24 protein-coding genes are annotated in these 25,961 nt (G+C 69.6%); 11 read left to right on the forward strand and 13 right to left on the reverse strand.

Annotated elements, in window-relative coordinates:
- The first annotated feature begins 184 nt into the window (after window positions 1-184).
- A complete protein-coding gene (locus GA0115259_RS02130) occupies window positions 185-1,261 on the forward strand; it encodes an MASE1 domain-containing protein (protein ID WP_093590012.1) in 1,077 nt (358 codons plus the stop codon).
- Between the two features lie 111 nt (window positions 1,262-1,372).
- Complete coding sequence (locus GA0115259_RS02135; protein WP_093589955.1) at window positions 1,373-3,028, forward strand: aldehyde dehydrogenase (NADP(+)); 1,656 nt, start codon at window positions 1,373-1,375, stop codon at window positions 3,026-3,028.
- A gap of 48 nt (window positions 3,029-3,076) precedes the next feature.
- Here the strand turns inward: GA0115259_RS02135 and GA0115259_RS02140 are convergent, their stop codons facing one another.
- The 4 genes from GA0115259_RS02140 to GA0115259_RS02155 all read right to left on the reverse strand — a co-directional run bounded on the left by GA0115259_RS02140 (window position 3,077) and on the right by GA0115259_RS02155 (window position 6,633).
- On the reverse strand, window positions 3,077-3,901 hold the full coding sequence (locus tag GA0115259_RS02140) for an SDR family NAD(P)-dependent oxidoreductase (protein WP_093589958.1): 825 nt from the start codon (window positions 3,899-3,901) through the stop codon (window positions 3,077-3,079).
- Window positions 3,902-3,932: 31 nt separating this feature from the next.
- Complete coding sequence (locus GA0115259_RS02145; protein ID WP_093589961.1) at window positions 3,933-5,165, reverse strand: RNA polymerase sigma factor; 1,233 nt, start codon at window positions 5,163-5,165, stop codon at window positions 3,933-3,935.
- Entirely contained in the window at window positions 5,162-5,578 is a 417-nt protein-coding gene (locus GA0115259_RS02150) for a YciI family protein (protein ID WP_093589963.1), read from the reverse strand. Before GA0115259_RS02150 ends, GA0115259_RS02145 begins: the two co-directional genes overlap by 4 nt.
- Window positions 5,579-5,706: 128 nt before the next feature.
- Window positions 5,707-6,633, reverse strand: coding sequence for a LysR family transcriptional regulator (locus tag GA0115259_RS02155; protein WP_093589965.1), 927 nt, complete (start codon window positions 6,631-6,633; stop codon window positions 5,707-5,709).
- Window positions 6,634-6,812: 179 nt separating this feature from the next.
- On the opposite strand from GA0115259_RS02155, the gene GA0115259_RS42655 reads away from it, so the two are divergent.
- From GA0115259_RS42655 to GA0115259_RS02165, 3 genes are all read left to right on the forward strand, one after another.
- Window positions 6,813-6,899: a putative leader peptide gene (locus tag GA0115259_RS42655; RefSeq protein WP_370747048.1), complete on the forward strand. Its 87-nt coding sequence runs from the start codon at window positions 6,813-6,815 to the stop codon at window positions 6,897-6,899.
- Window positions 6,900-7,197: 298 nt separating this feature from the next.
- Window positions 7,198-8,460, forward strand: a complete 1,263-nt coding sequence (locus GA0115259_RS02160) for an SfnB family sulfur acquisition oxidoreductase (protein WP_256097878.1) — start codon at window positions 7,198-7,200, stop codon at window positions 8,458-8,460.
- Between the two features lie 115 nt (window positions 8,461-8,575).
- Window positions 8,576-9,724, forward strand: a complete 1,149-nt coding sequence (locus GA0115259_RS02165; protein ID WP_093589967.1) for an LLM class flavin-dependent oxidoreductase — start codon at window positions 8,576-8,578, stop codon at window positions 9,722-9,724.
- 90 nt (window positions 9,725-9,814) lie between these two features.
- Here GA0115259_RS02165 and GA0115259_RS02170 read toward each other — a convergent pair whose 3' ends face one another.
- Window positions 9,815-10,168, reverse strand: coding sequence for a hypothetical protein (locus GA0115259_RS02170; protein ID WP_093589970.1), 354 nt, complete (start codon window positions 10,166-10,168; stop codon window positions 9,815-9,817).
- A gap of 385 nt (window positions 10,169-10,553) precedes the next feature.
- On the opposite strand from GA0115259_RS02170, the gene GA0115259_RS02175 reads away from it, so the two are divergent.
- A complete protein-coding gene (locus GA0115259_RS02175) occupies window positions 10,554-11,414 on the forward strand; it encodes a class I SAM-dependent methyltransferase (protein WP_141716422.1) in 861 nt (286 codons plus the stop codon).
- Window positions 11,415-11,462: 48 nt separating this feature from the next.
- On the opposite strand, the gene GA0115259_RS02180 is transcribed toward GA0115259_RS02175, so the two are convergent.
- Together GA0115259_RS02180 and GA0115259_RS02185 are read right to left on the reverse strand one after the other, a co-directional pair.
- Window positions 11,463-11,996, reverse strand: coding sequence for an EF-hand domain-containing protein (locus tag GA0115259_RS02180; protein WP_093589976.1), 534 nt, complete (start codon window positions 11,994-11,996; stop codon window positions 11,463-11,465).
- An 83-nt stretch (window positions 11,997-12,079) separates the two neighbouring features.
- Window positions 12,080-13,012 (reverse strand): LysR family transcriptional regulator, encoded by a 933-nt coding sequence (locus GA0115259_RS02185; protein ID WP_093589979.1) that lies wholly within the window; start codon window positions 13,010-13,012, stop codon window positions 12,080-12,082.
- Window positions 13,013-13,174: 162 nt separating this feature from the next.
- Here GA0115259_RS02185 and GA0115259_RS02190 point away from each other — a divergent pair, with 162 nt between their 5' ends.
- Window positions 13,175-14,182 (forward strand): DMT family transporter, encoded by a 1,008-nt coding sequence (locus GA0115259_RS02190; protein ID WP_176732400.1) that lies wholly within the window; start codon window positions 13,175-13,177, stop codon window positions 14,180-14,182.
- Here the strand turns inward: GA0115259_RS02190 and GA0115259_RS02195 are convergent.
- From GA0115259_RS02195 to GA0115259_RS02215, 5 genes are read right to left on the reverse strand one after another with little or no spacing between them, the layout of a single operon-like run.
- Window positions 14,076-14,438: a hypothetical protein gene (locus tag GA0115259_RS02195; protein ID WP_093589985.1), complete on the reverse strand. Its 363-nt coding sequence runs from the start codon at window positions 14,436-14,438 to the stop codon at window positions 14,076-14,078. The two genes, GA0115259_RS02190 and GA0115259_RS02195, sit on opposite strands and share 107 nt — an antisense overlap.
- The gene (locus GA0115259_RS02200; protein ID WP_093589988.1) at window positions 14,435-15,313 is read right to left on the reverse strand and encodes a DODA-type extradiol aromatic ring-opening family dioxygenase; all 879 of its coding nucleotides are present in this window, start codon (window positions 15,311-15,313) and stop codon (window positions 14,435-14,437) included. Before GA0115259_RS02200 ends, GA0115259_RS02195 begins: the two co-directional genes overlap by 4 nt.
- Before the next feature lies 1 nt (window position 15,314).
- A complete protein-coding gene (locus tag GA0115259_RS02205) occupies window positions 15,315-16,202 on the reverse strand; it encodes a citryl-CoA lyase (RefSeq protein WP_093589991.1) in 888 nt (295 codons plus the stop codon).
- Entirely contained in the window at window positions 16,195-17,481 is a 1,287-nt protein-coding gene (locus GA0115259_RS02210; protein ID WP_093589994.1) for a CaiB/BaiF CoA transferase family protein, read from the reverse strand. Before GA0115259_RS02210 ends, GA0115259_RS02205 begins: the two co-directional genes overlap by 8 nt.
- 45 nt (window positions 17,482-17,526) lie before the next feature.
- Window positions 17,527-18,432, reverse strand: a complete 906-nt coding sequence (locus tag GA0115259_RS02215) for an IclR family transcriptional regulator domain-containing protein (protein ID WP_093589997.1) — start codon at window positions 18,430-18,432, stop codon at window positions 17,527-17,529.
- Between the two features lie 224 nt (window positions 18,433-18,656).
- Here GA0115259_RS02215 and GA0115259_RS02220 point away from each other — a divergent pair, with 224 nt between their 5' ends.
- The 3 genes from GA0115259_RS02220 (at window position 18,657) to GA0115259_RS02230 (ending at window position 22,720) form a co-directional block, all read left to right on the forward strand.
- Window positions 18,657-20,156 carry an amidohydrolase family protein gene (locus GA0115259_RS02220; protein ID WP_093590000.1) on the forward strand — a complete coding sequence of 500 codons (1,500 nt, stop codon included), beginning with the start codon at window positions 18,657-18,659 and terminating at the stop codon, window positions 20,154-20,156.
- A 333-nt stretch (window positions 20,157-20,489) separates the two neighbouring features.
- A complete protein-coding gene (gene uppS, locus GA0115259_RS02225) occupies window positions 20,490-21,203 on the forward strand; it encodes a polyprenyl diphosphate synthase (RefSeq protein WP_256097879.1) in 714 nt (237 codons plus the stop codon).
- Between the two features lie 98 nt (window positions 21,204-21,301).
- Window positions 21,302-22,720, forward strand: a complete 1,419-nt coding sequence (locus GA0115259_RS02230) for an oxygenase MpaB family protein (protein WP_093590018.1) — start codon at window positions 21,302-21,304, stop codon at window positions 22,718-22,720.
- A gap of 82 nt (window positions 22,721-22,802) precedes the next feature.
- Here the strand turns inward: GA0115259_RS02230 and katG are convergent, their stop codons facing one another.
- Window positions 22,803-25,031, reverse strand: coding sequence for a catalase/peroxidase HPI (gene katG, locus GA0115259_RS02235; protein ID WP_093590006.1), 2,229 nt, complete (start codon window positions 25,029-25,031; stop codon window positions 22,803-22,805).
- Between the two features lie 480 nt (window positions 25,032-25,511).
- On the opposite strand from katG, the gene GA0115259_RS02240 reads away from it, so the two are divergent.
- The gene (locus GA0115259_RS02240) at window positions 25,512-25,922 is read left to right on the forward strand and encodes a Fur family transcriptional regulator (protein ID WP_093590009.1); all 411 of its coding nucleotides are present in this window, start codon (window positions 25,512-25,514) and stop codon (window positions 25,920-25,922) included.
- Window positions 25,923-25,961: the final 39 nt, after the last annotated feature.

The raw sequence follows: 25,961 nt of genomic DNA on the forward strand, positions 1-25,961 counted from the left end.
CGGTGCACCCGGGCCGTCCGGTGCACCCGGGCCGTCCGGTGCACCCGGGCCGTCCGGTGCGTCCGGCGCACCTGGCGGGCCGGTGCCCGACGGCGGCGGCGCGGCGCACAGGACCGGGTGATGTGCCGGGCCGGCAGTGCGTGTCACGGCCGACCCGGGCGGGAGGCATTGTCTGATGGCTGGTGTGGTGCGCAGTGAGGAAATCCGACGACTGTCCCTGGCCGCTCTTCGGATCCTTGGCGTCGCCGTCGCCTACTACGCGGGCGGGCAGCTCGGTCTGCTGAAGCAGGTACGGATCGAGGGCGCGATCGTCACTCCGCTCTGGCCGTCCACCGGTATCGCCCTGACGGCGCTGCTCCTGTTCGGCCTCGGCGTCTGGCCGGGAATCACTCTGGGCACGCTCTTCAGCGTCGTGACGGTCGGCCCGTTCCTGCCCGCCGATGTCGCGATCCTGGCGGGCAACACGCTCGCGCCGGTCTGCGCCTTTCTGCTGCTGCGGCGTGTCGGGTTCCGGCCGGAGCTGGACCGGCTGCGGGACGGAGTGGCCCTGGTGTTCCTGGGCGCCTTCGCGGGGATGCTGATCAGTGCGACGGCGGGCGCGGGAGCGATGGTCCTCGCCGGCAGACTGGCGCCGGGAGGCTTCTGGCCCATCTGGTCGGCGTGGTGGGCGGGCGATGCCATGGGCGTGCTGGTGGTCACTCCCTTCCTGCTCGTGCTGCGCAGGTTCCGGCTGCCCGTACCGACGCACCGCTGGCCCGAGGTGACGGCCCTGGTGATCACCGCCGCCGTGATCACACCGCTGGCCACCATGAGTTCGCTGACTCTGCTGTTCCTTGTCTTCCCCGTGCTGATCTGGGCAGCTCTCCGCTTCGAGCTGCCCGGGAGCGCGCCGTATGTGCTGTTCGTCTCCGTACTGGCGATCTCGGAGGTGACCGACCGTGCCGGCGGATTCGCCCATCACAACCTGATCGAGCGGATGATCAGCCTTCAGGCGCTCAACGGGTCCGCGGCGCTGACCTCGCTGCTGCTGGCGGCGATCATCACCGAGCAGCGGAACATCCGGCTGAGGATCGAGCAGGCATGTGACGCGCTGGCCGAGGTGGTGGAGCGGCTCGTGCCGGGGGAGAAGGTGGCGCGATGGCGGCCGGAGGGAGGCAGTACGGAGAAGGGAGGGCGAGGGACGGGAGGCGAGAGAGGCGGGATACCGGGAAAGGGCGGCGGGACGGAAGCGAAGGGCGACGGACACCCGCCTGCCCGCTGACGACCGCCCGCGCGCGAGGCAGAGGAAGCCCGGAGCAAGCGCAGGAAGGCCCGGAGCAAGCGCAGGGAAAGCCCGGAGCAAGCCCGGTGAAGTCCATGAAGGAAGCGAGCCATGCCTCTCACAGGAGCGATGTTCCTCGGCGCCGAGCGGCGCACCGGCCGGGAGCCGGTCATCGCCTCGGTCGATCCCCGTACGGACACGGTGCTCGGACCCGGTTACGGCTCCGCGGCCCCCGAGGATGTCGCCCGCGCCTGTGAGCTGGCGGAACAGGCCGCTCCGGGCTACCGGGCGACCTCGCCGGAGCGGCGCGCGACCTTTCTGGAGCGGGTCGCGGACCGGGTGGAGGCGCTCGGCGAGGAGCTGATCGTGCGGGCCGTGACGGAGAGCGGCCTGCCGTCCGGCCGTATCCGCGCCGAACGGGACCGTACGACCGATCAGTTGCGGCTCCTGGCGGCGGAGGTACGGGACGGCGGCTGGGTGGAGGCGCGGATCGACCGGGCGCTGCCGTACCGCACACCACGTCCACGGCCCGATCTGAGGGCGCGTCAGGTAGGGCTCGGGCCGGTGGCGGTGTTCGGCGCGAGCAACTTTCCGCTCGCCTTCTCGGTGGCGGGCGGTGACACGGCGGCGGCGCTCGCCGCGGGCTGTCCCGTGGTGGTCAAGGCGCACAGCGCCGATCTGGGCACCTCGGAACTGGTCGGCTCGGCGGTGGCCGCCGCGGTACGCGAGAGCGAGCTGCCCGCGGGCGTCTTCTCGCTGCTCTTCGGCTCCGCCGTCGAGATCGGCCGCGCGCTGGTCGCCGATCCCCGTATCCGCGCGGTCGGCTTCACCGGCTCGCGGGCGAGCGGTCTGGCGCTGCTGCGTACGGCCGCCGCCCGGGCCGTACCGATCCCGGTGTACGCCGAGATGGGCAGCGTCAATCCGGTCTTTCTGCTTCCTTCCGCGCTGCGCGACCGGGCCGCCGCGCTCGCCCGGGGCTTCGCCGCCTCGCTGACGACGGGCGCCGGACAGCTCCGTACGAAACCGGGACTGCTGGTGGCCGTCGAAGGGCCGGAGCTGACGGAGTTCCTGACGGCCGCGGCCGAGGAGGTGTCCGCGTACACCGGCGAGACGATGCTCAGCCGTGGTGTCCATGACGCGTACGAGCGCGCGGTGGCGGCGCTCGCGGCGGTCGAGGGCGTACGGGAGAGGGCCGCCGGCCGGCCCGGCGAGGGCGCCAACACCTGTGTGGCCCGGCTGTTCACCGCTCCGGCCGAGGTGTTCCTCGCGCGGCCGGGACTGCATGACGAGGTGTTCGGCGCCGCCGCGACGGTGGTGGTCTGCCGTGATCCCGGCCAACTCGTCGAGGTCGCACGGGCGTTGCGAGGTCAGCTCACGGCCACGGTGCACCACGGCGCGGGAGAGCCGCGTGCGGGAGAGCCGCGTACGGGTGAAGCGCGTGCGGGAGAGCCGCGTACCGGCGAGTCGCGCACGGGTGACGAGGAGACCGCACGCGCGCTGCTGCCGATCCTGGAGACCAAGGCCGGACGGATCGTCTTCGACGGCTGGCCGACCGGTGTCGAGGTCGGGCACGCCATGGTCCACGGCGGCCCGTTCCCGGCCACCTCGGACGGCCGCTCCACATCCGTGGGCACGCTGGCGATCCGGCGCTTCCTGCGGCCCGTCTGCTACCAGGACGTACCCGCCGATCTGCTGCCCGCCGCCCTCTCCGACGAGAATCCGTACGGTCTGCGCCGCCGTCTGGACGGCACTCGGGAGCAGATCTGAGCGGTGCCGGGGCCGGGTGGTGCCGGGGGCAGCGGTGTCAGGTCGGCGTCAGGTCTGAGCAAGGCCGCCGTCCACGAACAGTTCCGCTCCGGTGGTGAAGGAACTCTCGTCGGAGGCGAGGAAGAGGGCCATGGCGGCGACCTCCTCCGGCCGGCCCATCCTGCCCAGCGGTATCCCGGCCGCGAAACTGTCCTTCAGCCGACGCTGGAGCCGAGGACTGCGGCCGGCGGGCCCGGCCAGCCCTTCTATGCCCGGTGTGTCGACGGGACCGGGACTGATCGCGTTCACCCGTATGCCTCGTCCGGCCAGTTCGGCCGCCCAGGTACGGGCCAGACTGCGGATCGCGGCCTTGGTGGCGCTGTAGACGCCCATCGCCTCGACACCGCGCGAGCCATTGGTGGAGGAGAGCAGAATCACGGAGGCGCCGTCGGGTAACAGCGGCAGCGCCTTCTGCGCGGTGAAGACGAGTCCCTTGACATTGACGCCGAAGGTCCGGTCGTAGTGTTCCTCGGTGATCTCGCCGAGCTTGGCGAACTCACCGCCGCCCGCGTTGGCGACCAGGACATCCAGCCGGCCACTGCGCTCCTGGATCATGGCGTAGAGCCGGTCGAGACCGTCCAGGTCCGAGACATCGCCCGGTACGCCGATGGCCCGCTCGCCGCCCGCCCGGCCGTTGATCTCCGCCACGGCCGCGTCCAGTCCGGGCTTGCGGCGGCCGGTGACGTACACCGTCGCGCCCTCGGCGGCGAACCGGCCGGCGACGGCGAGACCGATACCGGCCGAACCGCCGGTCACGAGGGCGGTCCTGCCTTCGAGCCGTCCCTGTCCCTGCCCAGGTCCCTGTCCCTGCCCAAGTCCTTGTCCCTGTCCCATGTGGTCTCCAATGTGTGGACTTCAGCGGACTTCAGTGCGGCAGCCGCGCGGCACGCGTCCTGAGATACTGCGCCTCCGGCGCGCTGAGCGTGCGCTGGGCCGCCAACTGGTAGGCGGCTCGCGCGCCTTCGGTGTCTCCCGCCTTCTCCAGCAGATGCGCCCGGACCGCGTCGAGCCGGTGGTGGCCCGCCAACCGGCCCTCCAGCTCCGCCGCTTCGGCGAGACCCGCCCGGGGACCGCGCACCATGGCGACGGCGACGGCCCTGCCCAGTTCGGCCATCGGCTCGGGCGCGCGGTGTACGAGGACGTCGTACAGCGCGAGGATCTGCGGCCAGTCGGTGTCCTCGGCGCGCGCCGCCTCGCCGTGCAGCGCCGCGATCGCCGCCTGCACCTGGTACGGACCGGCCGGGCCCTGCGCCAGGGCCTCCTCCACCAGAGCGGTGCCCTCGGCGATCGTGTGCCGGTCCCAGCGGGTGCGGTCCTGCTCGTCGAGCGGGATCAGCTCGCCGTGCGGGCCCGTACGCGCCGCGCTGCGGGCGTTGGTGAGCAGCATCAGCGCCAGCAGCCCGGTCACCGCGCCCTCCTTGGGCAGCAGCCGGCGTACGGCACGAGTCAGCCGGATCGCCTCGCGCGCGAGATCGGCGCGGTGCAGATCGCTGCCGGAGGTCGCCGTATATCCCTCGTTGAAGATCAGATAGAGCACCTGGAGAACGACGGCCAGCCGCAGATCGCGGTCCTCGGGTCCCGGCTGTCCGAAGGGAACTCCTTTTACCTTCTGTTTGGCCCTGCTGATCCTCTGCGCCATCGTCGCCTCGGGCACCAGATGCGCGCGGGCGATCTCGGCCGTGGTCAGACCGCCGACCGCCCGCAGAGTGAGCGCGATCTGCGCCGCCGGTGTCAGCGCCGGGTGACAGCAGAGGAAAAGCAGAGAGAGCGTGTCGTCCTCGGACGGCGCACGGCTCTCGCCGGGCGGCGCCACCACGAAGGCGTCCCGTGGCAGCAGCGCGGCGGCCGTCTCCTCCCGCCCGCGCCGTGCCGCGTCCGCGCGCAACTGGTCCATGAGACGGCGGGAGGCCACCTTGATCAGCCAGCCGCGGGGATTGGCGGGCACGCCCTGTTCAGGCCACTGCGCGGCGGCGGCGAGGAGCGCCTCCTGTACGGAATCCTCGGCGGCGCCGAAATGCCCGTACCGCCGTACCAGGGCCCCGAGGACCTGCGGCGCGTGGAGGCGCAGCAGGTCCTCGGTCTCGTTCGTATGTCTCACACATCGCCTCCGCCGATGTCGGGGATGGGACGGATGACCACGGGGTAGGCGGGGGTGCCCGCGGGCTCGGGGCACCGCGCGACGCGCACGGCGATCTCGGTGACCCGTTCCAGGCTCTCGCAGTCCAGCACCCAGTATCCGGCGAGCAGCTCCTTGGTCTCGCCGTACGGACCGTCCGTGATCACCGGGCGGCCGTCGCCGTCCAGGCTCACATGGCGTGTCCGCGCGGGCTCCGCCAGTCCGTTGCCGTCCACCAGCTCACCGGTCTCGGCCAGATCGTTGTTGAGCTCGCCCATGAAGGCGTACATCGCCCGGAGGTCCTGCTCGCTCCAGGCCGGGCTGTGCGCGGACGCCTTGCCGGCCATCGCCTCGTAGTCGGCCTGCGAGCCCTGCACCATCACCAGATACTTCATGACGTCGCTCCTTCTTCGCGTTCTTCGTTCTTCGCGCTTCGCGTCGTCGCCCGTCGTGGGCAACTCTCACAGGAGACGTCGGAGCCGGTGACACGTTCTCGACATCGCGCGGAGATTTTTTTCGCGGCTCAGCTCGGCTCGGTCGGGGCATGTGCGGCGCGGTACGCGTCGGCGCTCCGTACGAAGGTCTGATACAGGTCCTGTGTGGCCCTGGGCACGGAATTCGCCGAAGGGCGTTGCAGCAGCAGGAGCACCTCGGTCTTGTCGCCGGCCAGCGGCCGGTAGGTGATCGCGCCGCACCGCTCCAGCGGATCGCCGATCACACTGAAGTCGGGCAGGACCGTGGCGCCGAGGCCCTCGGCCACCATCAGCTTGCCCATCTCCGCTCCGTCGGTGGAGTACGAGAAGGCGGGATTGCGGCCTTCGAGGATGCGGTGGACGAACCGGTGCATGACATAGCCGGAACGCATGATGATCAGCGACTCGCCGAGCAGATCGTCCACGCCGACCGCGGGCAGTGCGGTGAGCGGGCTGTCCGCGCGTACGCAGACGACGGGACGGCCGCGCAGCAGCTCGGTGGAGTCGAAGCCCGGTGGCCGGTCGTCGCCCTGGAGATAGTTGACGAGTCCGAGATCGAGTCCGCCCTCCATCAGCTCGCGCTGGATCCGCTCCTGCTGCGCCGCGACGACCTCGACCTGGGTCTCCGGGTGGGAGGCCCGGAATTCGCGGATGGTCGGTACGAGCAGCGGTACGGTCGCGGCGTTGACCGTACCGAGCCTGATCATCCGGCTGGTGTGATGCTGGTCGTCGGCGGCACGGCGCAGTTTGTCGACGGCGTCGAGGACTCCGATGATGTGCGGAAGCAGCTCGCGGCCCTCGTCGCTGATCTTGGCGCCGGACCTTCTGCGGTCCAGGATGTCCACGCCCAGTTCGCGCTCCAGATTGCGGATCGTCTCGCTGAGGGCCGGCTGGGACAGATGCAGTGATTCGGCGGCTCTGCGGAGCGAGCCGAGGCGGGTGACGGCGGCTACGTATTCGAGTTGCTCGATTCGCACGGAGATCCCGCTGAATTCGTTCGGTACTCGTTCTGTACTCGATGGTAGGGAAACCCTATCACCGGCTCGAAGATGCCTGATGGACGCCTGGAGGAGGCCGCCGGTAAGGTTGCGGCGAAAGAGCCGCCGGTACGGCGACGACCGTTCGGAACGTCCGGAAGACCGGAAGAGGTGACGTCTTGAGGCCAGGGCAGCAAGATCTCACCCGGCGACGGCACGTCGATCTCGTACGCGTTTCCAGCGCTCTCTGTCGACCGGGCCGCTGAGGGTACTCCCAGGTCGGCGGTGGTCGAGCGCCGCCTGTGCGGACTGCTTGCGACTGCTCGCGTAATGCCTGCGTCTGCTTTGTGCGGCGAATCCGAATGCCGGAGATTCAGGAGATTCACCTGACGGATTCGCTCCGCCTCGGCGAGCTGTTCTTCCGGGTCTTTCCGATCTTCCCGGTCTCCCCTCTTGCTGATTTCCCGATTTCCCGGAATCGCCATGTGCCCGTACACGGCCGATTCCACGATGGATCCTCCCTGCCCGTCCCGCACCTACCCGTACCTCCTTGGAGGCCGTACCGTGACCGCCGCACCCGCCCGTAATGACTCCTCCGCAGGCCGCGCTCCCGTCCGTACGGTGGCCGACGACGCGGAGGCGCTCGTCCTGGCCCGCGAACTGGCCGACGAGTTCCGGGCGGAGGCCGCCGAGCGGGACAGGGAGCGCAGACTGCCGCGCGCCGAGCTCGACCGGCTCCGCGCCAGCGGTCTGCTCGGTGTCACTGTGCCTCGCGACCATGGCGGCGCGGATGTCTCCGCGCGCACGCTCGCCGAGATCTTCCGTCTGCTGGCCACCGGTGACGCGAGTCTGGCGCAGATACCGCAGAGCCACTTCGTGTACATCAATGTGCTGCGGCGCCAGGGCAGCCCGGCGCAGCGGGAGTTCTTCTTCGGTGAGGTGCTGGCCGGGCGCCGGTTCGGCAACGCGCAGTCGGAGACGGGCACGAAGCACGTCCAGGACATCCGTACGCGTCTGACGCCGGTAGGGGACGAGGGAGGCGAGAAAGCCGGCTCGGGGAGTTCGTACCGTTCGTATCTGCTCAGCGGTGAGAAGCACTACTCCACCGGCGCGCTGTTCGCCGACTGGATCCCGGTCCTGGCGCGGGCCGAGGACGACGCGCTGCATGTCGCGTACGTACCGCGCGACGCTCCGGGCGTGACCGTCCTGGACGACTGGGACGGCATGGGCCAGCGCACCACCGCCAGCGGGACGGTGAAGCTGGTGGACGTGGTGGTCCCGGCCGACCGTGTCGTACCGCACCATCTCACCTTCCAGGGACCGCAGTTGCACGGCGCCGTGGCGCAGCTCCTGCACGCGGCGATCGACGCGGGCATCGCGTCGGCGGCGCTGGCGGAGGCCGTCGCGTTCGTCCGTACGAAGAGCCGTCCGTGGTTCGAGAGCGGTTACGAGACGGCCGCTGAGGATCCGCTGCTGATCCAGCGGTTCGGTGAACTCGCCCTTCAGGTAAGGGCGGCGGAGGCGCTGCTCAACGCCGCCGCGGACGCGGTGGACGCGGCTTCTGCCGATCTCACCGACGACAGTGCGGCGGAGGCGTCGATCGCGGTCGCCGCGGCGAAGGTCCAGGCGGCCGAGGCGGCGGTCGGGACGAGCAGTGCGCTGTTCGAGGTGGCGGGCACACGCGCGGCCCTGGACAGCCTCAATCTGAACCGGCACTGGCGCGACGCGCGTACGCACACGCTGCACGATCCGGTCCGCTGGAAGGTGCAGCACATCGGCCGTTACGTACTGAGCGGCACGAGGCCGCCGCGCCACGGTCTGCTCTGACCGCGTCGCCGGTGCGCCCGGCTCCTCTCTTCCCTTCGCCTCCTCTCGCCTTCTCCTTTCCCCTCCTCCCTCATCAGGTCATCCCCACTGGTCATCCCACCCATCGGAGACGCTCGTGAACCTCACCTTCCACTGGTTCCTGCCCACCTACGGCGACAGCCGCCATGTCGTGGGCGGCGGTCACGGTCTCCCGGCCGGCGCGGCCGGCGGACAGCGGCCCGCCACGCTCGGCTATCTCACCCAGATCGCCAGGGCGGCCGAGCAGTTGGGATTCGCGGGCGCGCTCACGCCCACCGGCGCCTGGTGCGAGGACGCCTGGCTCACCACCGCCATGCTGGCCCGGGAGACCGAGCGGCTGAAGTTCCTGGTCGCGTTCAGGCCCGGCATTCTCTCGCCGACGCTCGCCGCGCAGATGGCGGCGACCTTCCAGCGGCATGCTCCCGGGCGGCTGCTGCTCAATGTGGTCACCGGAGGCGAGAGCCATGAGCAGCGCGCGTACGGCGACTTCCTCGACAAGGACGCCCGTTACGCGCGTACGGGAGAGTTCCTGGCGGTCGTCGGAGCCCTGTGGCGCGGCGAGTCGGTGACGCTGGACGGCAAGCACATCCAGATCGAGGACGCCCAGCTGGCCAGGGTGCCGGACCCGGTGCCGCCGATCTACTTCGGCGGCTCGTCGCCGGCGGCCGGCGAGGTCGCGGCCCGGCACAGCGATGTTTATCTGACCTGGGGCGAGCCGCCCGCGCAGGTCGCCGGGAAGATCGCCTGGATCCGCGAGCTGGCGGCCCGCGAGGGACGGTCCGTACGCTTCGGCATCCGGCTGCATGTGATCACCCGCGACACCTCGGACCAGGCATGGGCCGAGGCGCGGCGGCTGCTGGACGGCTTCTCCGAGGACGCGGTACGGGCCGTACAGGCGGGCCTGGCGCGGAGCGAGTCCGAGGGCCAGCGCCGGATGCTCGAACTGCACGGCGGCAGCACCGCGAATCTGGAGGTCTCGCCGAATCTGTGGGCGGGCATCGGCCTGGTACGCGGCGGCGCGGGCACCGCACTGGTCGGCAGCCATGGCGAGGTGGCTGAGCGGATCGCCGAGTACCACCGGCTCGGTATCGACGAGTTCATCATGTCGGGCCATCCTCATGTCGAGGAGGCGTACTGGTTCGGTGAGGGAGTCCTCCCGCTGCTGACGGAGCAGGGCCTGTGGCAGCACCCTGGCACGGCGGATGCCCGGCCCGACAGCGCACAGGTGCCCTTCGTGAGCCGCTGAGCGCGCCCGCCCTCCGCTCCGAGGTGCGCTTGGTGGCGCAGGGCTTCGACTGACGGGTGTCGTTCGACGGGTGCCGTTCGACGGGCGTTGTTACGAGGACGGGCGGTCGGGGTGTCGTCGGGGCGCTTGTCGGGGCTGTCGGCGAGGCGGTTGTCGCGAGGCGAGGAGGAATCCGCCGGACATCACGAGGGCCGCTGCTGCGCCGCCGATGAGCGGGATGATGCCGCTCCCGGTGTCGGCCAGGGCGCTGTCGTCCTGGGCGTCGGTGCCTTGGGTGCTTGTGCCTTGGGCGTTGGTGCCGCCCGTGCTCGTGCCGCCCGTGGCCGTACCGCCTGTGCCGGTGCCGCTGCCTGTCGTGTTGACGACGACGGTGGCCGTGTTGTTCTCCCGGTTCCTGTCGAACGGGAGTGTGCCCCAACGGTGATCGCCCTTGACGAACGCCACCTTGGCCGTGGCGTTCCGGACGGCCTAGGCGTTGGTTCTGCCGCGGCGGGCGATGCCGTCGGTCCCCAGCCGAGTCCCACGACGGCGACCGCGCCGGCCGCCGCCACCTTCAGCGCGCGGGCCGTTGACGCAGATCTCATGGTGTCCTCCGAGGAAGCGCGCGTACGAATCAGCCGTGTGAAGGTTGACGGCCGGTGCGCGCGGATGGTTGTACACGCCCAGGCGCGAGGCGCGAGGCGCGAGGTGTCAGGCGTGGCAAGACGGCGTCCGTGGCCACTGATTCGCTCTATCGAGCCAATCGCACGGGAAATGTACGCGTTCGGCGCCCGGGAACTGCCACCGTCGGTGCGATCGGCCTCGGCCCCTGTACAGAGGAGAGCGCATCGTGGACGCATATGTCCCTCCCGTGGAAGAGACGTCGGGGTCGGAGTCGGGGCCGAGATCGGGAGAGCGCTGGGAGTGGACGCAGGAGCGCTACCGGGACGGGATGTTCAGCCACGGGATCAGCAGTGAGCGGCGGCGGCTCGGGCTGCTGGAGTCCCTGCTGGACGGGCGGACGCGCTCGCGTATCACGGCGCTCGGGCTGAAGCCCGGGGACGAGGTCCTCGAAGTCGGCGGTGGCGGAGGGTCGGTGGCGCGGTGGCTGGCGGAGCAGGGCGCACAGGTGACGGTGACGGATCTGGACACCACGTTCCTCGAAGACCTGACGGATCACGGTGTGCGGGTGCTGTGTCATGACCTGTACACGGAGGACTTCCCGCCGGGATCCTTCGACCTCATCCACGCCCGGTATGTGGTGCTGCATCTGCCCGATCCCGACAAGGCGGTCGCCCGGCTCGCCGAATGGCTGAGGCCGGGCGGTGTCCTGCTGGTGGAGGAACCGGCGTCCTTCCCGGTGCTGGACTCGCCGCATCCGGCCTATCGCACCATCATGCGTGCCTTCCGCACCCACCTCGAACGCTCGGTGGGCTCGGACACCGGCTGGGCCCGCACACTGCCGGTGCCGCTGGAGAGCGCGGGCCTTGTCGACATCGGACTCGACGCCCGGATCCAACTCGTCAACGGCGGTGATGACGAGGCGGAGTGGTGGCGGCTGAATCTGGAGCAGTCACGACAGGCGATCGTGGCCGCCGGACTCGCGGCCGACACCGATTTCGACGCCGCGTACCGCGAACTGGCGTCGTCTTCCTTTCACGATCTGTCCCTGGCCGTCCTTACGGCGTGGGGCCGGCGCAGGGCGGTCTGAGAACAGCGAGCGCGCCGGCCACAAGACGCCCTGAGTTCCTGCTGACGTTCAGGCCGCCGGATTCCCGACCAGATGGTCGCCCGGGATACCAGCCAAATCGGGACGGTAATACTCCTTGATACCGGTGACCCAGGTTTCCCGTGCGATCCGGTCCGAATCCGTCGGCCCGAACGCGTCGAAGAGGACATGGATATTGGGGAGCCGGAATCCGATGGCCGTCATCAGCGCGACAAAGACGGGCCGCCGGATGAATCCGTCCTTGTCCAGATCGCCCAGCCTGGCGAGCGATTCGGCGAACTCGTCGATCGCCTCGTCAAAGCGCTCCGGAGAAAGGACGCAGGCGGTGTACTCGTCGAAGCTGACCTTGCCGTCATGGTCGGAGTCCAGCTCCCTGACCAAGGTCGTCCAGTACGTCCGAAACGCGGCCACCATCGCGCTTTTCGCCACATCGTCGGCCTCGGGAACCGCCGGGAGAATGCGCGTCGCCATGAGGTCGAAATCATCGCCCTCAAGGTGTCCATTGCCATTGACATCGAACAGAGTGAAAACGAGCTTGACCCGGTCGAGTGCTTCCGTACGCATGGTCCCTCACCTTTCATCAGGCTATGGCCAGAGAGAGGCCGCGTTTCTCACTATGCGAGCCGCCGGCCCGTACGTCCGCGACCTCATGCCCATTCACCAGAAAGAGTGAAAGCCTCGGCGGCTTGGGCTGCCTGAGCTGTCAGGGCGTCCAGCAATTTGCGTACGGCGGCAGGCTGGGCGGGGGACGGGGCGCGTACCGCCGCGTAGATCGTGCGGATGGGCTCGGGGTTGCGGACCGGGCGCACGACGACGGCGGGATGGCGGTTGCCGAGGCCCATCTCCGGGATCAGGCCGACACCGAGCCCGGCGGCGACGAATCCCTGTGCGGTGTCGTAATCACCACTCTCCACCACGAAGTTGGGGCTGAAACCGGCCGAGCCGCAGGCGTCGAGTACGGGCTCCAGACAGGGGCCGGGCTGGTCGCTGCCGACCCATGGCTCGTCGGCGAGGTCGGTCAGATCCAACTCCCGCTTGGCGGCGAGCGGATGGCCCTCGGGCAGTACGGCGGAGTACCGGTCGTCAAGCAGGTGGACGAACCGGACGCCGTCGGCGGCGAGTTGGTCCTGCGGCCGGACCACGAGGGCGAGGTCGGCCAGTCGGCTCCGTACCTCCGGCAGTGGATCCTTGAGGTCGCTCAGCTTCAACTCGACCTGTATGCCCGGCTGTTCACGGCGGAGCGCCGCCACGGCCGGTGCCACCAGTGTCGCGCCCGCCGTGGCGAAGTAGCGGACCGCCACCCGGCCCGTACGCCCGGCCCGCAGCTCGGCCAGTTCGGCCTCCGCCTCGGTGAAGTGCCGGTCGATGACGGCCGCGTAATCGGCGAGCATCCGTCCGGCCTCGGTCGGCCGTACGCCACGGCCGGTCCGCTCCAGCAGCGCGATCCCGGCCTCCTTCTCCAGTACGGCCATCTGCTGGCTGATCGCGGAGGGTGTGTAGCCGAGATTCCGCGCCGCCGCGGTGAGCGATCCACTGGTGACCACCGCCCGCAGCAACTGCATACGTCGTCTGTCCAGCATGTAGAAGAGCTTAACTCTTCCTTCGAATCCTTTCGCTTGTCTTACGGCAGATGCCGAGGGACCGTACGAGTACGACCAGAACAGAACGCCTGTCTACTCGTACGCGGACCACACGCCAGGAGGCGGACCGTGCTCAGCGGCTCACGCGGCACCCTGATACGCATGGCCGTCCTCGCCCTGCTGTGGGGATCCGGCTTCCTCTGGATCAAACTCGCGCTGGAGGGCGGTCTGGCGCCTCTCCACATCACCGTCATCCGCTGCGCGCTGGGAGCGCTCGTGCTGCTGGTCCTGGCGCGCTCCGCCCGTCAGTCCCTGCCGCGCGACCGCAGGACATGGGGCCATCTCGTGGTGGCCGCCTTCTTCTGCAACGCCCTGCCGTTCTTTCTGTTCAGCGTCGGCGAACAGACCGTCGACTCGGGCGTGGCCGGCGTCCTCAACGCCACAACTCCCTTGTGGTCCTTGGTGATCGGTATCGCGCTCGGCACGGAACGCGGCTTCCGCCCGCTCCATCTGACCGGCCTGCTGCTCGGCTTCGCCGGCATCCTGCTCATCTTCGCGCCCTGGCACCAGGCCGGTCTGACGGGCGAAGGCGCGCTGGCCCTCGTAGCGGCGGCGGTCAGTTACGCCGTGGCCTTCGCCTATATGGCCCGCCATCTCATCGGCCGCGGGACCGCGCCGCTCGCGCTCTCGGCGGCCCAGCTCCTCATGGCGACGGGCCTGACCGTACCGGTCCTTCCCGCGGTCGGCACCGCCTCGAACGCGGACGCGGGCGCTCCCACGCTCACGGCATGGATCGCCATCGTCGTACTGGGCATCTTCGGTACGGGCATCACATTCCACCTCAACTCCCGCCTGATCGCGGACGAGGGCCCCACGGCCGCAGCCACCGTCGGCTATCTGCTGCCGGTGGTCTCGGTGGTGCTGGGCGCGCTCGTCCTCGGCGAACAGCTCGGGATCCGCGTGATCGCGGGCATGACGGTGGTACTGCTCGGCGTGGGCCTGACGCGCGGCAGGCAACAGACCGGGAACCTGTATCCAGAGAGGGGGGTCAGGCCGGGGCAGGTCAGGTCGCGATGTCCGGGTACGGCATCTGCACGTGGGACAGGCGTTGGGCGTATTCGAGTTGGAAGCCGAGTGGTTCGGGGTGGTCGCGTTCGAACAGGCCGATGAACAGGGTCAGCGTGAGGAACGGGTGGGCGCCGAGTTCGAAGAGTTTGGGGTAGTCGTGGGTGGCGAGCGCGGTCCGTTCGGTGTTGTCGAAGGCCAGCCATGTGGTGGCCTCACCGTCGACGCAGTTGAGGAGGCGGTTGGCGTATTCGGCCTCCCACTCGGCGACGGTGGCCGCCGGATCGTCGCGGTAGCGCTCGACGAGGTCCGGGTCGCGGTCGACGGTGTAGAGGAACTTGTTCAGCAGGTACTTGCTCACGCCGGTTCTCCGTTCGCTGGTTCTCCGTTCGGGTACCAGGTGAAGTACGCCTCCATGGTGTGGAACAGGTCGAGCGTGTCCACGTAGTCCGCCTTCCGGCCCTCGCCCGCGACGCCCATCATCAGCATGAAGTCCATGAATCCATGGGTGGCGTTGCCGGGCAGATGCAGGCTGTCGAGACTGACCTCGCCGAGGCACTCCTCGATGTCACCGCCCGCGATCCAGCCGACGGCCTTCCGGTCGAACTGCGGATCAGGACCGCTCGGTCCGAACTGCCGCGGACCGCCCAGCTCCAGCGACAGATGCCCGGTCCCGATCACCGCGACGCGCTGGTCCGACGGCCAGGCCTCGATCACCTGCCGGATGGTGCGGCCGAGCTGTACGAACCGCTTCGGCTGAGGCAGTGGCGGCGCGAAGATATTGGTGTAGATCGGCACGATCGGCAGATCGGCCTCGGGACGCAGTGTGATGATCGGGCACGTGATCGAGTGGTCGATCCGCAGCTCGTTGGAGAACGCCAGGTCGAATCCGGCGTCCAGGCCCTCGCGCAGCACATGCGCCGAGAGGTCCTCATGTCCCTTGAGCAGCATCTTCGGCAGCCCGAACTCGCGTTCCTCGTTGTAGAAGTTCGCGTCGTAGAACGGGGCCTTGCCGACCAGGAACTGCGGCATGTTGTCCAGCCAGAGCTGGTGGAAGTGGTCGGAGCCGACCATCACCAGTACGTCGGGCCGGGCCCGCGTGAGGGTTTCGCGGAACGCCTCGATCTTCCGTACCCACTCGTCGGCGAACACCGGCCGGTCCGCTCCGGTGGAGGTGCTGGCGCGGTAGTAGAAGGGATGGTGGGTGGACGCGATCACCGCGACCAGCTCGGCCATCTCAGCCCTCCTTTTCTGTCGGTGGTTCTGTCGGTGGTTCTGTCGGCGGGGTTTTCCGGGAGGTGTACGGATCCGGCGCGACGGACCGGTTGTTGAGGTCCACCGACAGGAAGATGTCGTTGCCTACGGGACGCCGCAGCTCCTCGGCGAGCTGGCCGATCAGCCCGGCGGTACGGGCGAGCAGCGCGAAGCCGCGCAGCAGTTCCAGCGGCAGGCCGAGGTCGGCCAAGGCGGCGCCGCAGACACCGGCGCCGTTGAGCGGCAGAGTCTTGCCGAGGACCTGCGGGTGTACACGGCCGATGGCGGCGAACAGGGACAGATGCGGACCGTGGAGGTTCTCCTCGGCGGCGATCCGCAGCAGCCTCGGCGTGCGCGGGTCGCCCTGCTTGTGTACGTGGTGTCCGAGGCCGGGAATGAAGGCGCGCGCCGCTCGCCGCGCCGTTACGGTCGTCAGGGCCAGCGCGTCCCAGCCGGCGTCGTCGTCCGGCAGCGGGCCCTCGACCGACTTCAGTACGTCGTCCAGGAACCGGCCGCAGTCCTCGGTGACGCCCAGGAACCGCGAGCCGCCGCCGAGCAGACCGGCCGCGAGCGCGCCCTGGACCGAGTCGGGCGCGGACAGATACGTCAGCCGCGTGACGATGGCGGTCGGCGTGAAGCCGTGGTCGGCCAGCGCCGCCAGGACGGCCTCGAACACCCGGGTCTCGCCCTTGGTCGGACGGCGCTGCGCGGCCAGCCAGAACGCCAGCTCGCCGAAGCCGACCGTGCCCATGATGTCCTCGGCCAGGTCATGGCCGAGGAGCGTGATCGTCTCCAGCGAGGACGCGCCGAGGGCCGTCTCGTACACGGGCCGGCTCTGAGCGTCGGGTTCGGGATCAGGATGGTCAGTCATTGTCCGCCTCCTGGCCCGCCTGCCGGTCTGCCTGCCGGTCCGCCTCCTGAGGCGTGGTCAGCCACTTGCGCAACTCGACACCGTGCTCGTCGAGTTCGGGCGGAGGCCGCAGATAGCCGACGGGCGTGGCGGAGAAGCGGATGGGATTACGTGTGGTCGGCACCGCCCGCTCGCCTTCGCCGACCTCCACCACCGGTTCGAGCCCGAAGCGTTCGGCCATGGCGAAGCCGCCGTCGATGGTGTTGATGGGCCCGCACGGCACACCGACCGCGGTCAGGGCCTCGAACCACTCCACCGCGCCACGGGTGGCCAGCCGCTCCTCCAGCAGTGGACGCAGTTCCTCCCGGTTCCTGGTGCGGTCGGCGTTGTGCGCGAAGCGCGGGTCGTCAGGGAGGTGCGGGAGTTCGAGGACATCGCACAGCCTGCGGAACTGCCCGTCGTTCGCCGCCGCGACGATCAGATCGTTGTCGGCGGTGGGCAGCGGCTCGTACGGGAAGACGCTGGGGTGGGCGTTGCCCATCCGGTACGGCACCACGCCACCGGCGGCGTACGCGGAGCTGTGGTTGACCAGCCCGGTAAGGGCCGAGGAGAGCAGATTGACCTCGACGTGCTGGCCCTGACCGGTCGCGTCGCGGTGGCGCAGCGCGGCGAGGATGCCGATCACGGCGTGGTTGCCGGCCATGACGTCGAACACCGAGATACCGGCCCGGTAGGGCGGCCCGTCCGGATCGCCGGTCAGGCTCATCAGCCCGGAAATGGCCTGCACCATCAGGTCGTAGCCGGGGACGTGCTTGCCCGCGCCGGTGCCGAATCCGCTGATCGACGCGTAGACGGCGCCCGGGTTGGCGGCGCTCACGGTGTCGTAGTCGAGGCCGTACTTGGCGAGGCCGCCGGGCTTGAAGTTCTCGATGACCACGTCCGCGCGGCGGGCGAGCTCGCGCGCGACCGCGGCGTCGGCGTCGTCGTGCAGATCGAGGGCGATCGAGCGCTTTCCCCGGTTGACTCCGAGGTAGTACGTGGAGACCTCGTCGCGCACAGGAGGCATCCAGGCGCGGGTCTCGTCGCCCTGAGGGCCTTCGACCTTGACGACCTCGGCGCCCATGTCGGCGAGCAGCATCGTGGCGTACGGGCCGGCGAGGACCCGGGAGAAGTCCGCGACCAGCACACCGGACAGGGGCCCTGGCCGGCTCGACGGGCCGAGCGGACCCGGCAGGCTCGACGGGAGCGGATCCGGCAGGCCGGACGCAGGATCCGTCCTCGCCGTGGCGTCGTCCGCCATCCGCCTCACCTCACCTGTTCGGGCCTCGCCTGTTCGTACAGCGGACTAGTGTCCGCTCTTCGAGTCTGCCGCCAGGGACGGCCGACGGTCAAGGGCAGGGGCAGGAGCGGCGGGAATGATAGGAGAGACGGCCGGCGCCGACTCGACGCCGGCCGGCGCGCTGACATGCGGTACGTCCTGTACGCGGGCGAAGTCGGCGCTGATGTCGCCCGCCGCCTGGAGCAGCAGCGGCAGATGGTGGTCGAGCAGATACTCCACCGTCGTCTCGGCGGCATGGCAGTTGACATTGATCCCGGCGATCACCCGGCCAGATCCGTCCCGCAGCGGCGCCGCCACCGACCGGATGCCCAAGGTGAGCTGCTCGTCGGTGAGCGCCCAGCCGCGCGCCCGTACGTCCCGTAGCTCGGCGTCGCGTTCGGCGCGGTCGGGCTGCCAGCGGGCCACCAGCCCGGAACGGGTCGGCTGGGCCAGCACCGCGTCCAGTTCGCCGGGCGGCAGGGCCGCGAGCTGCACCTTTCCCAGCGAGGTCGCCAGCGCCGGGAACCGGGTGCCGATCTGCACGGCCAGCGACACGATCTTCGGCACGGACACCCGCGCCACATAGACGATGTCCGGGCCGTCGAGCTGCGCGATCGAGCAGGACTCGTTCGTACGCGCCACCAGCCGCTCCAGATGCGGCCGGGCGACCTCCCACAGGCCCATGGACTGCACGTACGCCACGCCGAGTTCGAGCACGCGCGGCGTCAGGGAGTAGCCGCGCTCGACCGTACGTACGTAACCCAGCTCCTCCAGGGTCAGCAGGATCCGCCGGGCGGTGGGGCGGGCGAGCGAGGTGGCCGCGGCGACCTCGGCGAGCGTCATCGCCGGACGGTTCGGCCCGAACGCCGTGATGACCTCCAGTCCGCGCGCCAGCGCCTCGATGAAGTCGGGACCGGTTCCCGCACGTGGCATGACACGACCTCCTCGCGACCCGCATGGGCTGACTCACTTGGCTGACTCACTTGAAGGGTAGCCGCCGCTGTCCGCGAGGCGGACGGCATCGGCCGCGAACCGCCGCACAGCGGGTCCGGCAGGTGCATTGACACCGAAGATGGGCTGCGCGATGGTGACCGGAATGAGCAGATGTCCGTAGAGCGGACGAGTGTACGCGCAATGCGCGGAAGGAGCGTGAGGCGATGAGCCGGCCCACCACCGACGACAGTGGGAGCCCTTACGGCACCGGGAGCCCCGATGAAGCCCCCGACGAAACCGAGGGCCGTCCGGTCGTCCTGCGGGGCGGCACCGTCCTGACGGTCGACGCCACCCGGCAGGTCCTCGCCGGACACGACGTCCTGGTCGTCGGCGACCGGATAGCCGCCGTCGGTCCCGGGCTGACCGTCCCGGACGGCACGGTCGAGATCGACGCGAGCGACGGCATCGTCATGCCGGGAATGATCGACACCCACCGGCATCTGTGGCAGACGGCCATGCGCGGTTACGGAGCCGACTGGACGCTGACGCAGTACTTCGTCTGGTACTACCTCGAATGGGGCAAGGTCTTCCGCCCGGAGGATGTGTACGCGGGCAATCTGCTCGGTGCCTGGGAGGCGCTCGACGCCGGTGTCACCACCACCGTCGACTGGTCGCACGGGCTGCGGACACCGCAACACGCCGACGCGGCCGTCGACGCCCTGGAGGCCGTGCCGGGCCGGCTCGTGCTGGCGTACGGCAACATCCAGGACGCGCCCGCCACGTGGACCGGCACACCGGAGTTCCGCGACTTCGTCTCCCGCCGTGTCACGGGCGACGACATGCTCGGCTTCCAGATCGCCTTCGATGTCACCGGCGATCCCGCCTTCCCGGAGAAGCCCGCCTTCGAGGTCGCCCGCGAACTCGGCGTGGCGGTGACGACGCACGCCGGCGTCTGGGGCGCGACCGGCGACGACGGCATCCGGCTGATGCACGAGCACGGGTTCATGACTCCCGAAACCGTCTACGTACACGGCGCGTCGCTGTCGGCCGACTCGTACCACCGGATCGCCGCGACCGGCGGATCCGTGTCCGTGTCCACCGAGAGCGAGCAGAGCGCGGGCCAGGGCTATCCGCCCACCTGGGCGCTGCGTACCCATGGCATCCCGGTCTCGCTGTCCATGGACACCTCGGTCTGGTGGAGCGGCGATCTGTTCTCCGCCATGCGCACCACGCTGGGCGCCGACCGCTCGCGCGAGCACCTGGAGGCGCACGCCCGTGGCGAGACCGTCACGCATGCCGCGCTACGGGCCGACCAGGTCGTGGAGTGGGCCACGCGCGGCGGAGCACGGGCGCTGGGCCGCGAGAGCGACCTCGGAAGCGTCGAAGTGGGCAAGAAGGCCGACCTCGTACTGATCAAGAACGACGCGTCACCGGTGTCGTTCCCGCTGCTCAACCCACACGGCCATGTCGCCTTCCAGGCACAGCGCGGCGATGTGCACACCGTGCTGGTGAACGGCCGCATCGTAAAGAGGAACGGCCGCCTCATCGACGCCGACCTCCCGTCGATCCGCCGCACCGTCGACCGGACCGTCGAACACCTCCAGGAAACGCTCGGCCGGGACGCCTGGCAGCAGGGAATGAATCCCGACATACCCCAGACAAAGATCCTCGACAACCCGTACACCTACACCGACTACCAGAGCAACACCACCCACAGCCACTGACCGCTGTCCGGCGACCGCCGACAGCGCGAGGGACTGGTCCGCCGATGCGCCGGTCGCTCCCGGGGGCGTCGTCCATGCCTCCGCTGCGAGGTCGCGAAATCGGACGGTTGTGCTGCGGGTGAATGCGCGGAGATTGTGGTGCGCCCGGGGGGAGGTACCGGCACTCTGCTGAAGGGCGATCTGGGTGGCGCTTGCGGCGGGGGACTGTGTGGTGGCAGTCGAGGGAGCACAGGGGGAGCACATGTGACGGTTGAACGAGCCATCGGCGTTTCCGCCTCGGCGTCGGCCCCTACGTATGCGCGGCGGCCGGGCGCCGAGGGCGGGCGGAGGAGTGTGCCGCGTCATGTCGCGTGCGTGATGGACGGGAACGGCCGGTGGGCGGCGCAGCGGTCGTTACCGCGTACGTCGGGTCACCGGGCGGCGGAGGCAACGGTGATCGACGTCATCGAGGCGGCGCGCACGGCGGGAGTGGAGTGGCTGAGCCTGTACGCGTTCTCCACCGAGAACTGGCAACGCCCTGGCAATGAGGTCGACTTCCTGATGCGACTGGTGCGCCGCGTCGTACGCAAACACGCCGCGCTGCTGCATGCGCGCGGCATCCGCTGCCGGTTCCTCGGCGTGGCGGATCCGAGGATCCCCGCGGCGCTGGCCCGCGACTTCGCCGACCTGATGACGCTGACCAGTATGAACCGAGGCATGACGCTGACCGTGGCGTTCGATCACGGCGGACGCAGGGACATCGTCGAGGCGGCACGGTCCCTCATCCGCAGCGGAGTGTCGGCCGATGCCGTCGACGAGCGGCACTTCGCCGCTCATCTGCCCTTTCCCGACACGCCTGATGTGGATCTCGTCATCCGGACCTCCGGCGAACAGCGCATCTCCAACTTCATGCTCTGGCAGGTGGCCTACGCCGAGTGGATCTTCCCACCGGTGCTCTGGCCCGACTTCCGCGCGCCGCACTTCCTGGAGTGCCTGCACACGTACCAGCAACGCAACCGCCGCTTCGGCGGTGTGACGCCGAAGGCGAACGGAGAACCTCACCAGTGACCGATACAGGCGGCAGCCGCTTCCAGCACGCCCGTTCCGACGCCACCGATCACAACGGTGACCACGCACGGTCGACCCACGCAACACAGGCCGGATCCCTGTTCGGCCCCGACTCCCAGTTCCACCAGTTCTTCAACGATCCGCGCTGGGCACTGGCCGTACTCAGGGCCACGGTCCTGGAAGCCGCCCACCCGCAGATCGGCGCGGCCCTGATCGACAACTCGACGTTCGTGGCGCACCCGTGGCGACGGCTGCGCAACACCCTCGTGAGCTTGCAGCGCATGTTCGGCGCCGACGACGACACGCGGCGAAGGGAGGCGGCGCGGCTCAACCGTCTGCACGCACGGCTGAGCGGTACGGACGCGCAGAACCGGGCCTACGACGCGATGGACCCACGGGTCCGCGCCTGGGTGGTCGCGACACTGTTCGAGAGTTCCGTCACCATGTGCCGACTGAGCGGGCAGCCGCTCGACCAGGCCACCATGGAACAGCTTTACGCCGAATTCCGGGCCTATCTCGCGGCCCTGGGCGATCAAGCCGGCCATCTGCCGCCCACTCTGCGGGAGTTCTGGCAGTACTACGACCACACGGTTGAGACGGAGCTGGAGAACACGCAGGCCCTGCGCATCATCCTCTACAAGCTTTTCGACCATCTCCCGGCGCCGCCTCTGCTGGACGGCCTCCCCACCGTGTGGGCGGCGGGCCGCGCGCTCGCCGGCCCGGTCCTCGGCACGATCACCGTGGCGTCCCTCCCGGAACCGTTTCGCCGGCGGGCGGGTCTGCCCGAAGTCCCGGGCGCTCAGACGCTGATGCACAGTGCCTACATGGCCGCCGGCCTGGCGCGCTTCCTGCCCGACAACTGGATCCGGACAGAAGACGTCACCAGCCTGCTCTATCTGTCCCCCGACAGCGACGACCCGCGAGCCGCGACGATCACGGCACTGCGCGACCGGATGAAGCGAGCCGGAGCCCTGTTCAGGCTGGTCACACCCTTTCCCGCGCAGCCTGGTCCCGCCGAGGGAAGCGGGCCGCCGCAGCGGAGCGCCGAGGAGTTCTTCGACGCGGTGCTGGACCAGACCGGCGACGGCTATCTGGACTGGCCCGATCTGGCCGCCATGGCACGGGAGTTGTCCTCCCGCCTGGATCTGGACGAACCGGAGGAGACCAGGCTCTACAACGCGTACGCCGAGTGGTGGCGGGAACTCCAGGCGGCCCTTGACATCGATGGCGACGGCCGCATCAGCAAGGAGGAGTACGCCGCCGCTGTCCCCGCCCTCGCCGGGCCCGCTCTGATCAGGGTCGCCGAGGTTCTCTTCGAGGTCACCGACACGGACGGCAACCAGTTCATCGACGCGGACGAGTACCGGACCCTGTTCCGGACCGGATTCCGGCGCACCTTGGCCGACGCCGGCGCCGAAGAAAGGTACTCCCGCAGCGCGTTCGTGAAGGACTTCCTGTCCTTCATGTCGGGCCGTCAGCGCTCAAGCCCCTATGACCCCCTGCTCGCCGAGGCGTAGGGGAAGAGGACGGACGCCGGCCCGCACGTTCCCGTGCGGGCCGGCCTGGACGTGATGAACAGCCGGCCTCGGCGTTCTGTGATCAGACGAGGTCGAACCGGTCGAGGTTCGCGACCTTGTTCCACGCCGCGACGAAGTCGCTCACGAACTTCTCCTTCGCGTCATCGCTCGCGTAGACCTCCGCGAGCGCGCGCAGCTCGGAGTTCGAGCCGAAGACGAGGTCGGCGCGGGTGGCCGTCCACTTGGCCTCGCCGGTGGCGGCGTCGCGGCCCTCGAACGTGTTCGCGTCCTCGGACGTCGCCTTCCACGTCGTGCCCAGGTCGAGCAGGTTGACGAAGAAGTCGTTGGTCAGCGTGCCCGGGGTCTCGGTGAGGACGCCCAGCTTCGACCCGTCGTAGTTCGCACCCAGTACGCGCAGGCCGCCGACCAGGACGGTCAGTTCGGGCGCGCTCAGGGTCAGCAGGTTCGCCCGGTCGATCAGCAGATACTCGGCCGGGAGCCGGTTGCCCTTGCCGGTGTAGTTGCGGAAGCCGTCGGAGGACGGTTCGAGCGCGGCGAACGACTCCGCGTCGGTGTGCTCGTCCGTGGCGTCGACGCGGCCCGCGGTGAAGGGCACCTCGACGTCGCAACCCGCGTCCTTGGCGGCCTTCTCGACCGCGGCGGCGCCGCCGAGCACGATCAGGTCGGCCAGCGAGACCTTAGCGGCGCTCGCGCCGGAGTTGAACTCCTGCTGGATGCCCTCAAGGCTGCTCAGCACGGTCGCCAGCTCGCTGGGGTTGTTGACCTCCCAGCCGCGCTGCGGCTCCAGGCGGATACGGGCACCGTTGGCGCCGCCGCGCTTGTCGCTGCCGCGGAACGTCGAGGCCGACGCCCACGCGGTGGTGACCAACTGGGCGACGCTCAGACCGGATTCGAGGATCTTCGCCTTGAGGGCGGTGATGTCCGCGGCGCCGATCGTCTCGTAGTCGGCCTCGGGCAGCGGGTCCTGCCACAGCAGGGTCTCCGCCGGCACCTCGGGGCCCAGCAGCAGCGACTTCGGGCCCATGTCGCGGTGGGTCAGCTTGTACCAGGCTCGCGCGAACGCGTCCGCGAACTCCGCCGGGTTCTCGTGGAACCGGCGGGCGATCGGCTCGTACACCGGGTCGAAGCGCAGCGCCAGGTCGGTGGTGAGCATGGACGGCGCGATCTTCTTCGAGGCGTCGTGCGCGTGCGGGACGGTGCCCTCACCGGCACCGTCCTTCGGCTTCCACTGGTTGGCGCCGGCCGGGCTCTTGGTCAGCTCCCACTCGTAGCCGAAGAGGTTGTTGAAGAAGCCGTTGCCCCACTCGGTGGGCGTGCTGGTCCACGTCACCTCAAGGCCGGAGGTGATGGTGTCCGCGCCCTTGCCCGTACCGAAGCTGTTCTTCCAGCCGAAGCCCTGCTCCTCGATCGAGGCGGCCTCCGGGTCGGGGCCGACGTTGTCCGCCGGGCCCGCGCCGTGCGTCTTGCCGAAGGTGTGGCCGCCCGCGATGAGCGCGACCGTCTCCTCGTCGTTCATCGCCATCCGGCGGAACGTCTCCCGTATGTCGCGGGCCGCGGCGAGCGGGTCCGGAGTGCCGTTGGGGCCCTCCGGGTTGACGTAGATGAGGCCCATCTGCACCGCGCCGAGAGGGTTCTCCAGCTCCCGGTCACCGGTGTAGCGCTCGTCGCCGAGCCAGGTGGACTCGGGACCCCAGTAGACGTCCTCCTCGGGCTCCCAGACATCCGCACGACCGCCGGCGAAGCCGAAGGTCTCGAAGCCCATCGACTCCAGGGCGACGTTGCCGGCGAGAATCATGAGGTCGGCCCACGAGAGGCTCTGGCCGTACTTCTTCTTGACCGGCCACAGCAGACGGCGGGCCTTGTCGAGGTTCCCGTTGTCCGGCCAGCTGTTGAGAGGTGCGAAACGCTGCTGGCCGGCTCCGGCGCCGCCGCGGCCGTCGCTGATCCGGTAGGTGCCCGCGCTGTGCCACGCCATCCGGATGATGAACGGGCCGTAGTGGCCGAAGTCGGCCGGCCACCAGTCCTGCGAGGTCGTCAGCACCTCCGCGATGTCCTGCTTCACGGCCGGGAGGTCGAGGGTCGCGAACGCCTCGGCGTAGTCGAACTCCTCGCCGAGCGGGTTGGCCACGGCCGGGTTCTTGGCGAGGATCTTCAGGTTGAGCCGTTCCGGCCACCACTCGCGGTTTCCGCCGCCCTGGGTCGGGTGCGGGGCGCGCCCGTGCGCGACCGGGCAGCCACCTCCGCTCTCCGTCTTCGCGTCTACGACGATTGCATCTTGGTTCTCAGACATGGGAATCCTTCCGGACCAGGCGGATCACGGTGCTCGGCAACAGCGGGCGGTGGAACGGCCGGGGCACGGGCCCCGGTGGACGGCCTCGGCTTCGTCGGCAGAGGAGTCGTGGCCGCCGGATGCGGTCGGCAGGCACCTCGCCGGCCGCGCGGTCGACGTCGGCGAGGACACCGCAGGACCGGTGTACGGACACGGTGGTGGTTGTCCGCCCGCATCGAACTGGTCGGCAGCCCGGCCCAGTTCGAGGGGCACGTCGGCGTACGAGTCCTGCGGCGGTGAGCGCGTGGAACGCGTCACACGCGACGTGCACGTCTGTGTCTCCTGCCGTACTGGAGTCTTCCCGTCCCTTGGCTATCGCCGGAACCGATCTTACGATGGACGGAGTCCAAGTCAAGAAGTGCACCAAATGTATATGTAATCATAATCCGGACGTCCGCTGATAAACTTCGGATATCCCACAAATCTGATAGGTGAACCGATATGAGTGACCTGCTGGAGCGACTGCGGGGGCGTGGCTGGCGGATGACCGCCCAGCGGCGTGTCGTCGCACAGGTCCTCGACGGCGACCATGTACATCTCACGGCCGACGAGGTGCACGCCCTCGCCGCCCAGCGGCTGCCCGAGATCTCCCGGGCGACCGTCTACAACACCCTGGGCGAACTGGTCTCTCTCGGCGAGGTCCTGGAGGTCTCCACCGAGGGCCGCGCCAAGCGCTACGACCCCAACGCGCACCACCCGCACCAGCACTTGGTGTGCTCCGACTGCGGCACGATCCGCGATGTCCACCCGACCGGGAACCCGCTGACCGACCTTCCGGCGGAGGAACGGTTCGGCTTTACGGTGTCCGAGGTCGAGGTCACGTACCGGGGGCTGTGCCCGTCGTGCGGCTAGGGTCTTTCGTTTGGATCAGGCTGGGTGAGGGAGCGCCCG

Origin of the sequence: Streptomyces sp. MnatMP-M17 (genome assembly GCF_900091995.1) — a bacterium.
In the GTDB taxonomy this organism is placed as follows: Bacteria; Actinomycetota; Actinomycetes; order Streptomycetales; family Streptomycetaceae; genus Streptomyces.

Coding starts and splice junctions, on each gene's coding strand:
- GA0115259_RS02190 (WP_176732400.1), top strand. CDS start 13,175: ATGGCCGTCCTCGCCCTGCTGTGGGGATCCGGCTTCCTCTGGATCAAA.
- GA0115259_RS02210 (WP_093589994.1), bottom strand. CDS start 17,481: ATGGCGGACGACGCCACGGCGAGGACGGATCCTGCGTCCGGCCTGCCG.
- GA0115259_RS02135 (WP_093589955.1), top strand. CDS start 1,373: ATGCCTCTCACAGGAGCGATGTTCCTCGGCGCCGAGCGGCGCACCGGC.
- GA0115259_RS02140 (WP_093589958.1), bottom strand. CDS start 3,901: ATGGGACAGGGACAAGGACTTGGGCAGGGACAGGGACCTGGGCAGGGA.
- GA0115259_RS02180 (WP_093589976.1), bottom strand. CDS start 11,996: ATGCGTACGGAAGCACTCGACCGGGTCAAGCTCGTTTTCACTCTGTTC.
- GA0115259_RS02205 (WP_093589991.1), bottom strand. CDS start 16,202: ATGACTGACCATCCTGATCCCGAACCCGACGCTCAGAGCCGGCCCGTG.
- GA0115259_RS02240 (WP_093590009.1), top strand. CDS start 25,512: ATGAGTGACCTGCTGGAGCGACTGCGGGGGCGTGGCTGGCGGATGACC.
- katG (WP_093590006.1), bottom strand. CDS start 25,031: ATGTCTGAGAACCAAGATGCAATCGTCGTAGACGCGAAGACGGAGAGC.
- GA0115259_RS02185 (WP_093589979.1), bottom strand. CDS start 13,012: ATGCTGGACAGACGACGTATGCAGTTGCTGCGGGCGGTGGTCACCAGT.
- GA0115259_RS02220 (WP_093590000.1), top strand. CDS start 18,657: ATGAGCCGGCCCACCACCGACGACAGTGGGAGCCCTTACGGCACCGGG.
- GA0115259_RS02150 (WP_093589963.1), bottom strand. CDS start 5,578: ATGAAGTATCTGGTGATGGTGCAGGGCTCGCAGGCCGACTACGAGGCG.
- GA0115259_RS02200 (WP_093589988.1), bottom strand. CDS start 15,313: ATGGCCGAGCTGGTCGCGGTGATCGCGTCCACCCACCATCCCTTCTAC.
- GA0115259_RS02215 (WP_093589997.1), bottom strand. CDS start 18,432: ATGCCACGTGCGGGAACCGGTCCCGACTTCATCGAGGCGCTGGCGCGC.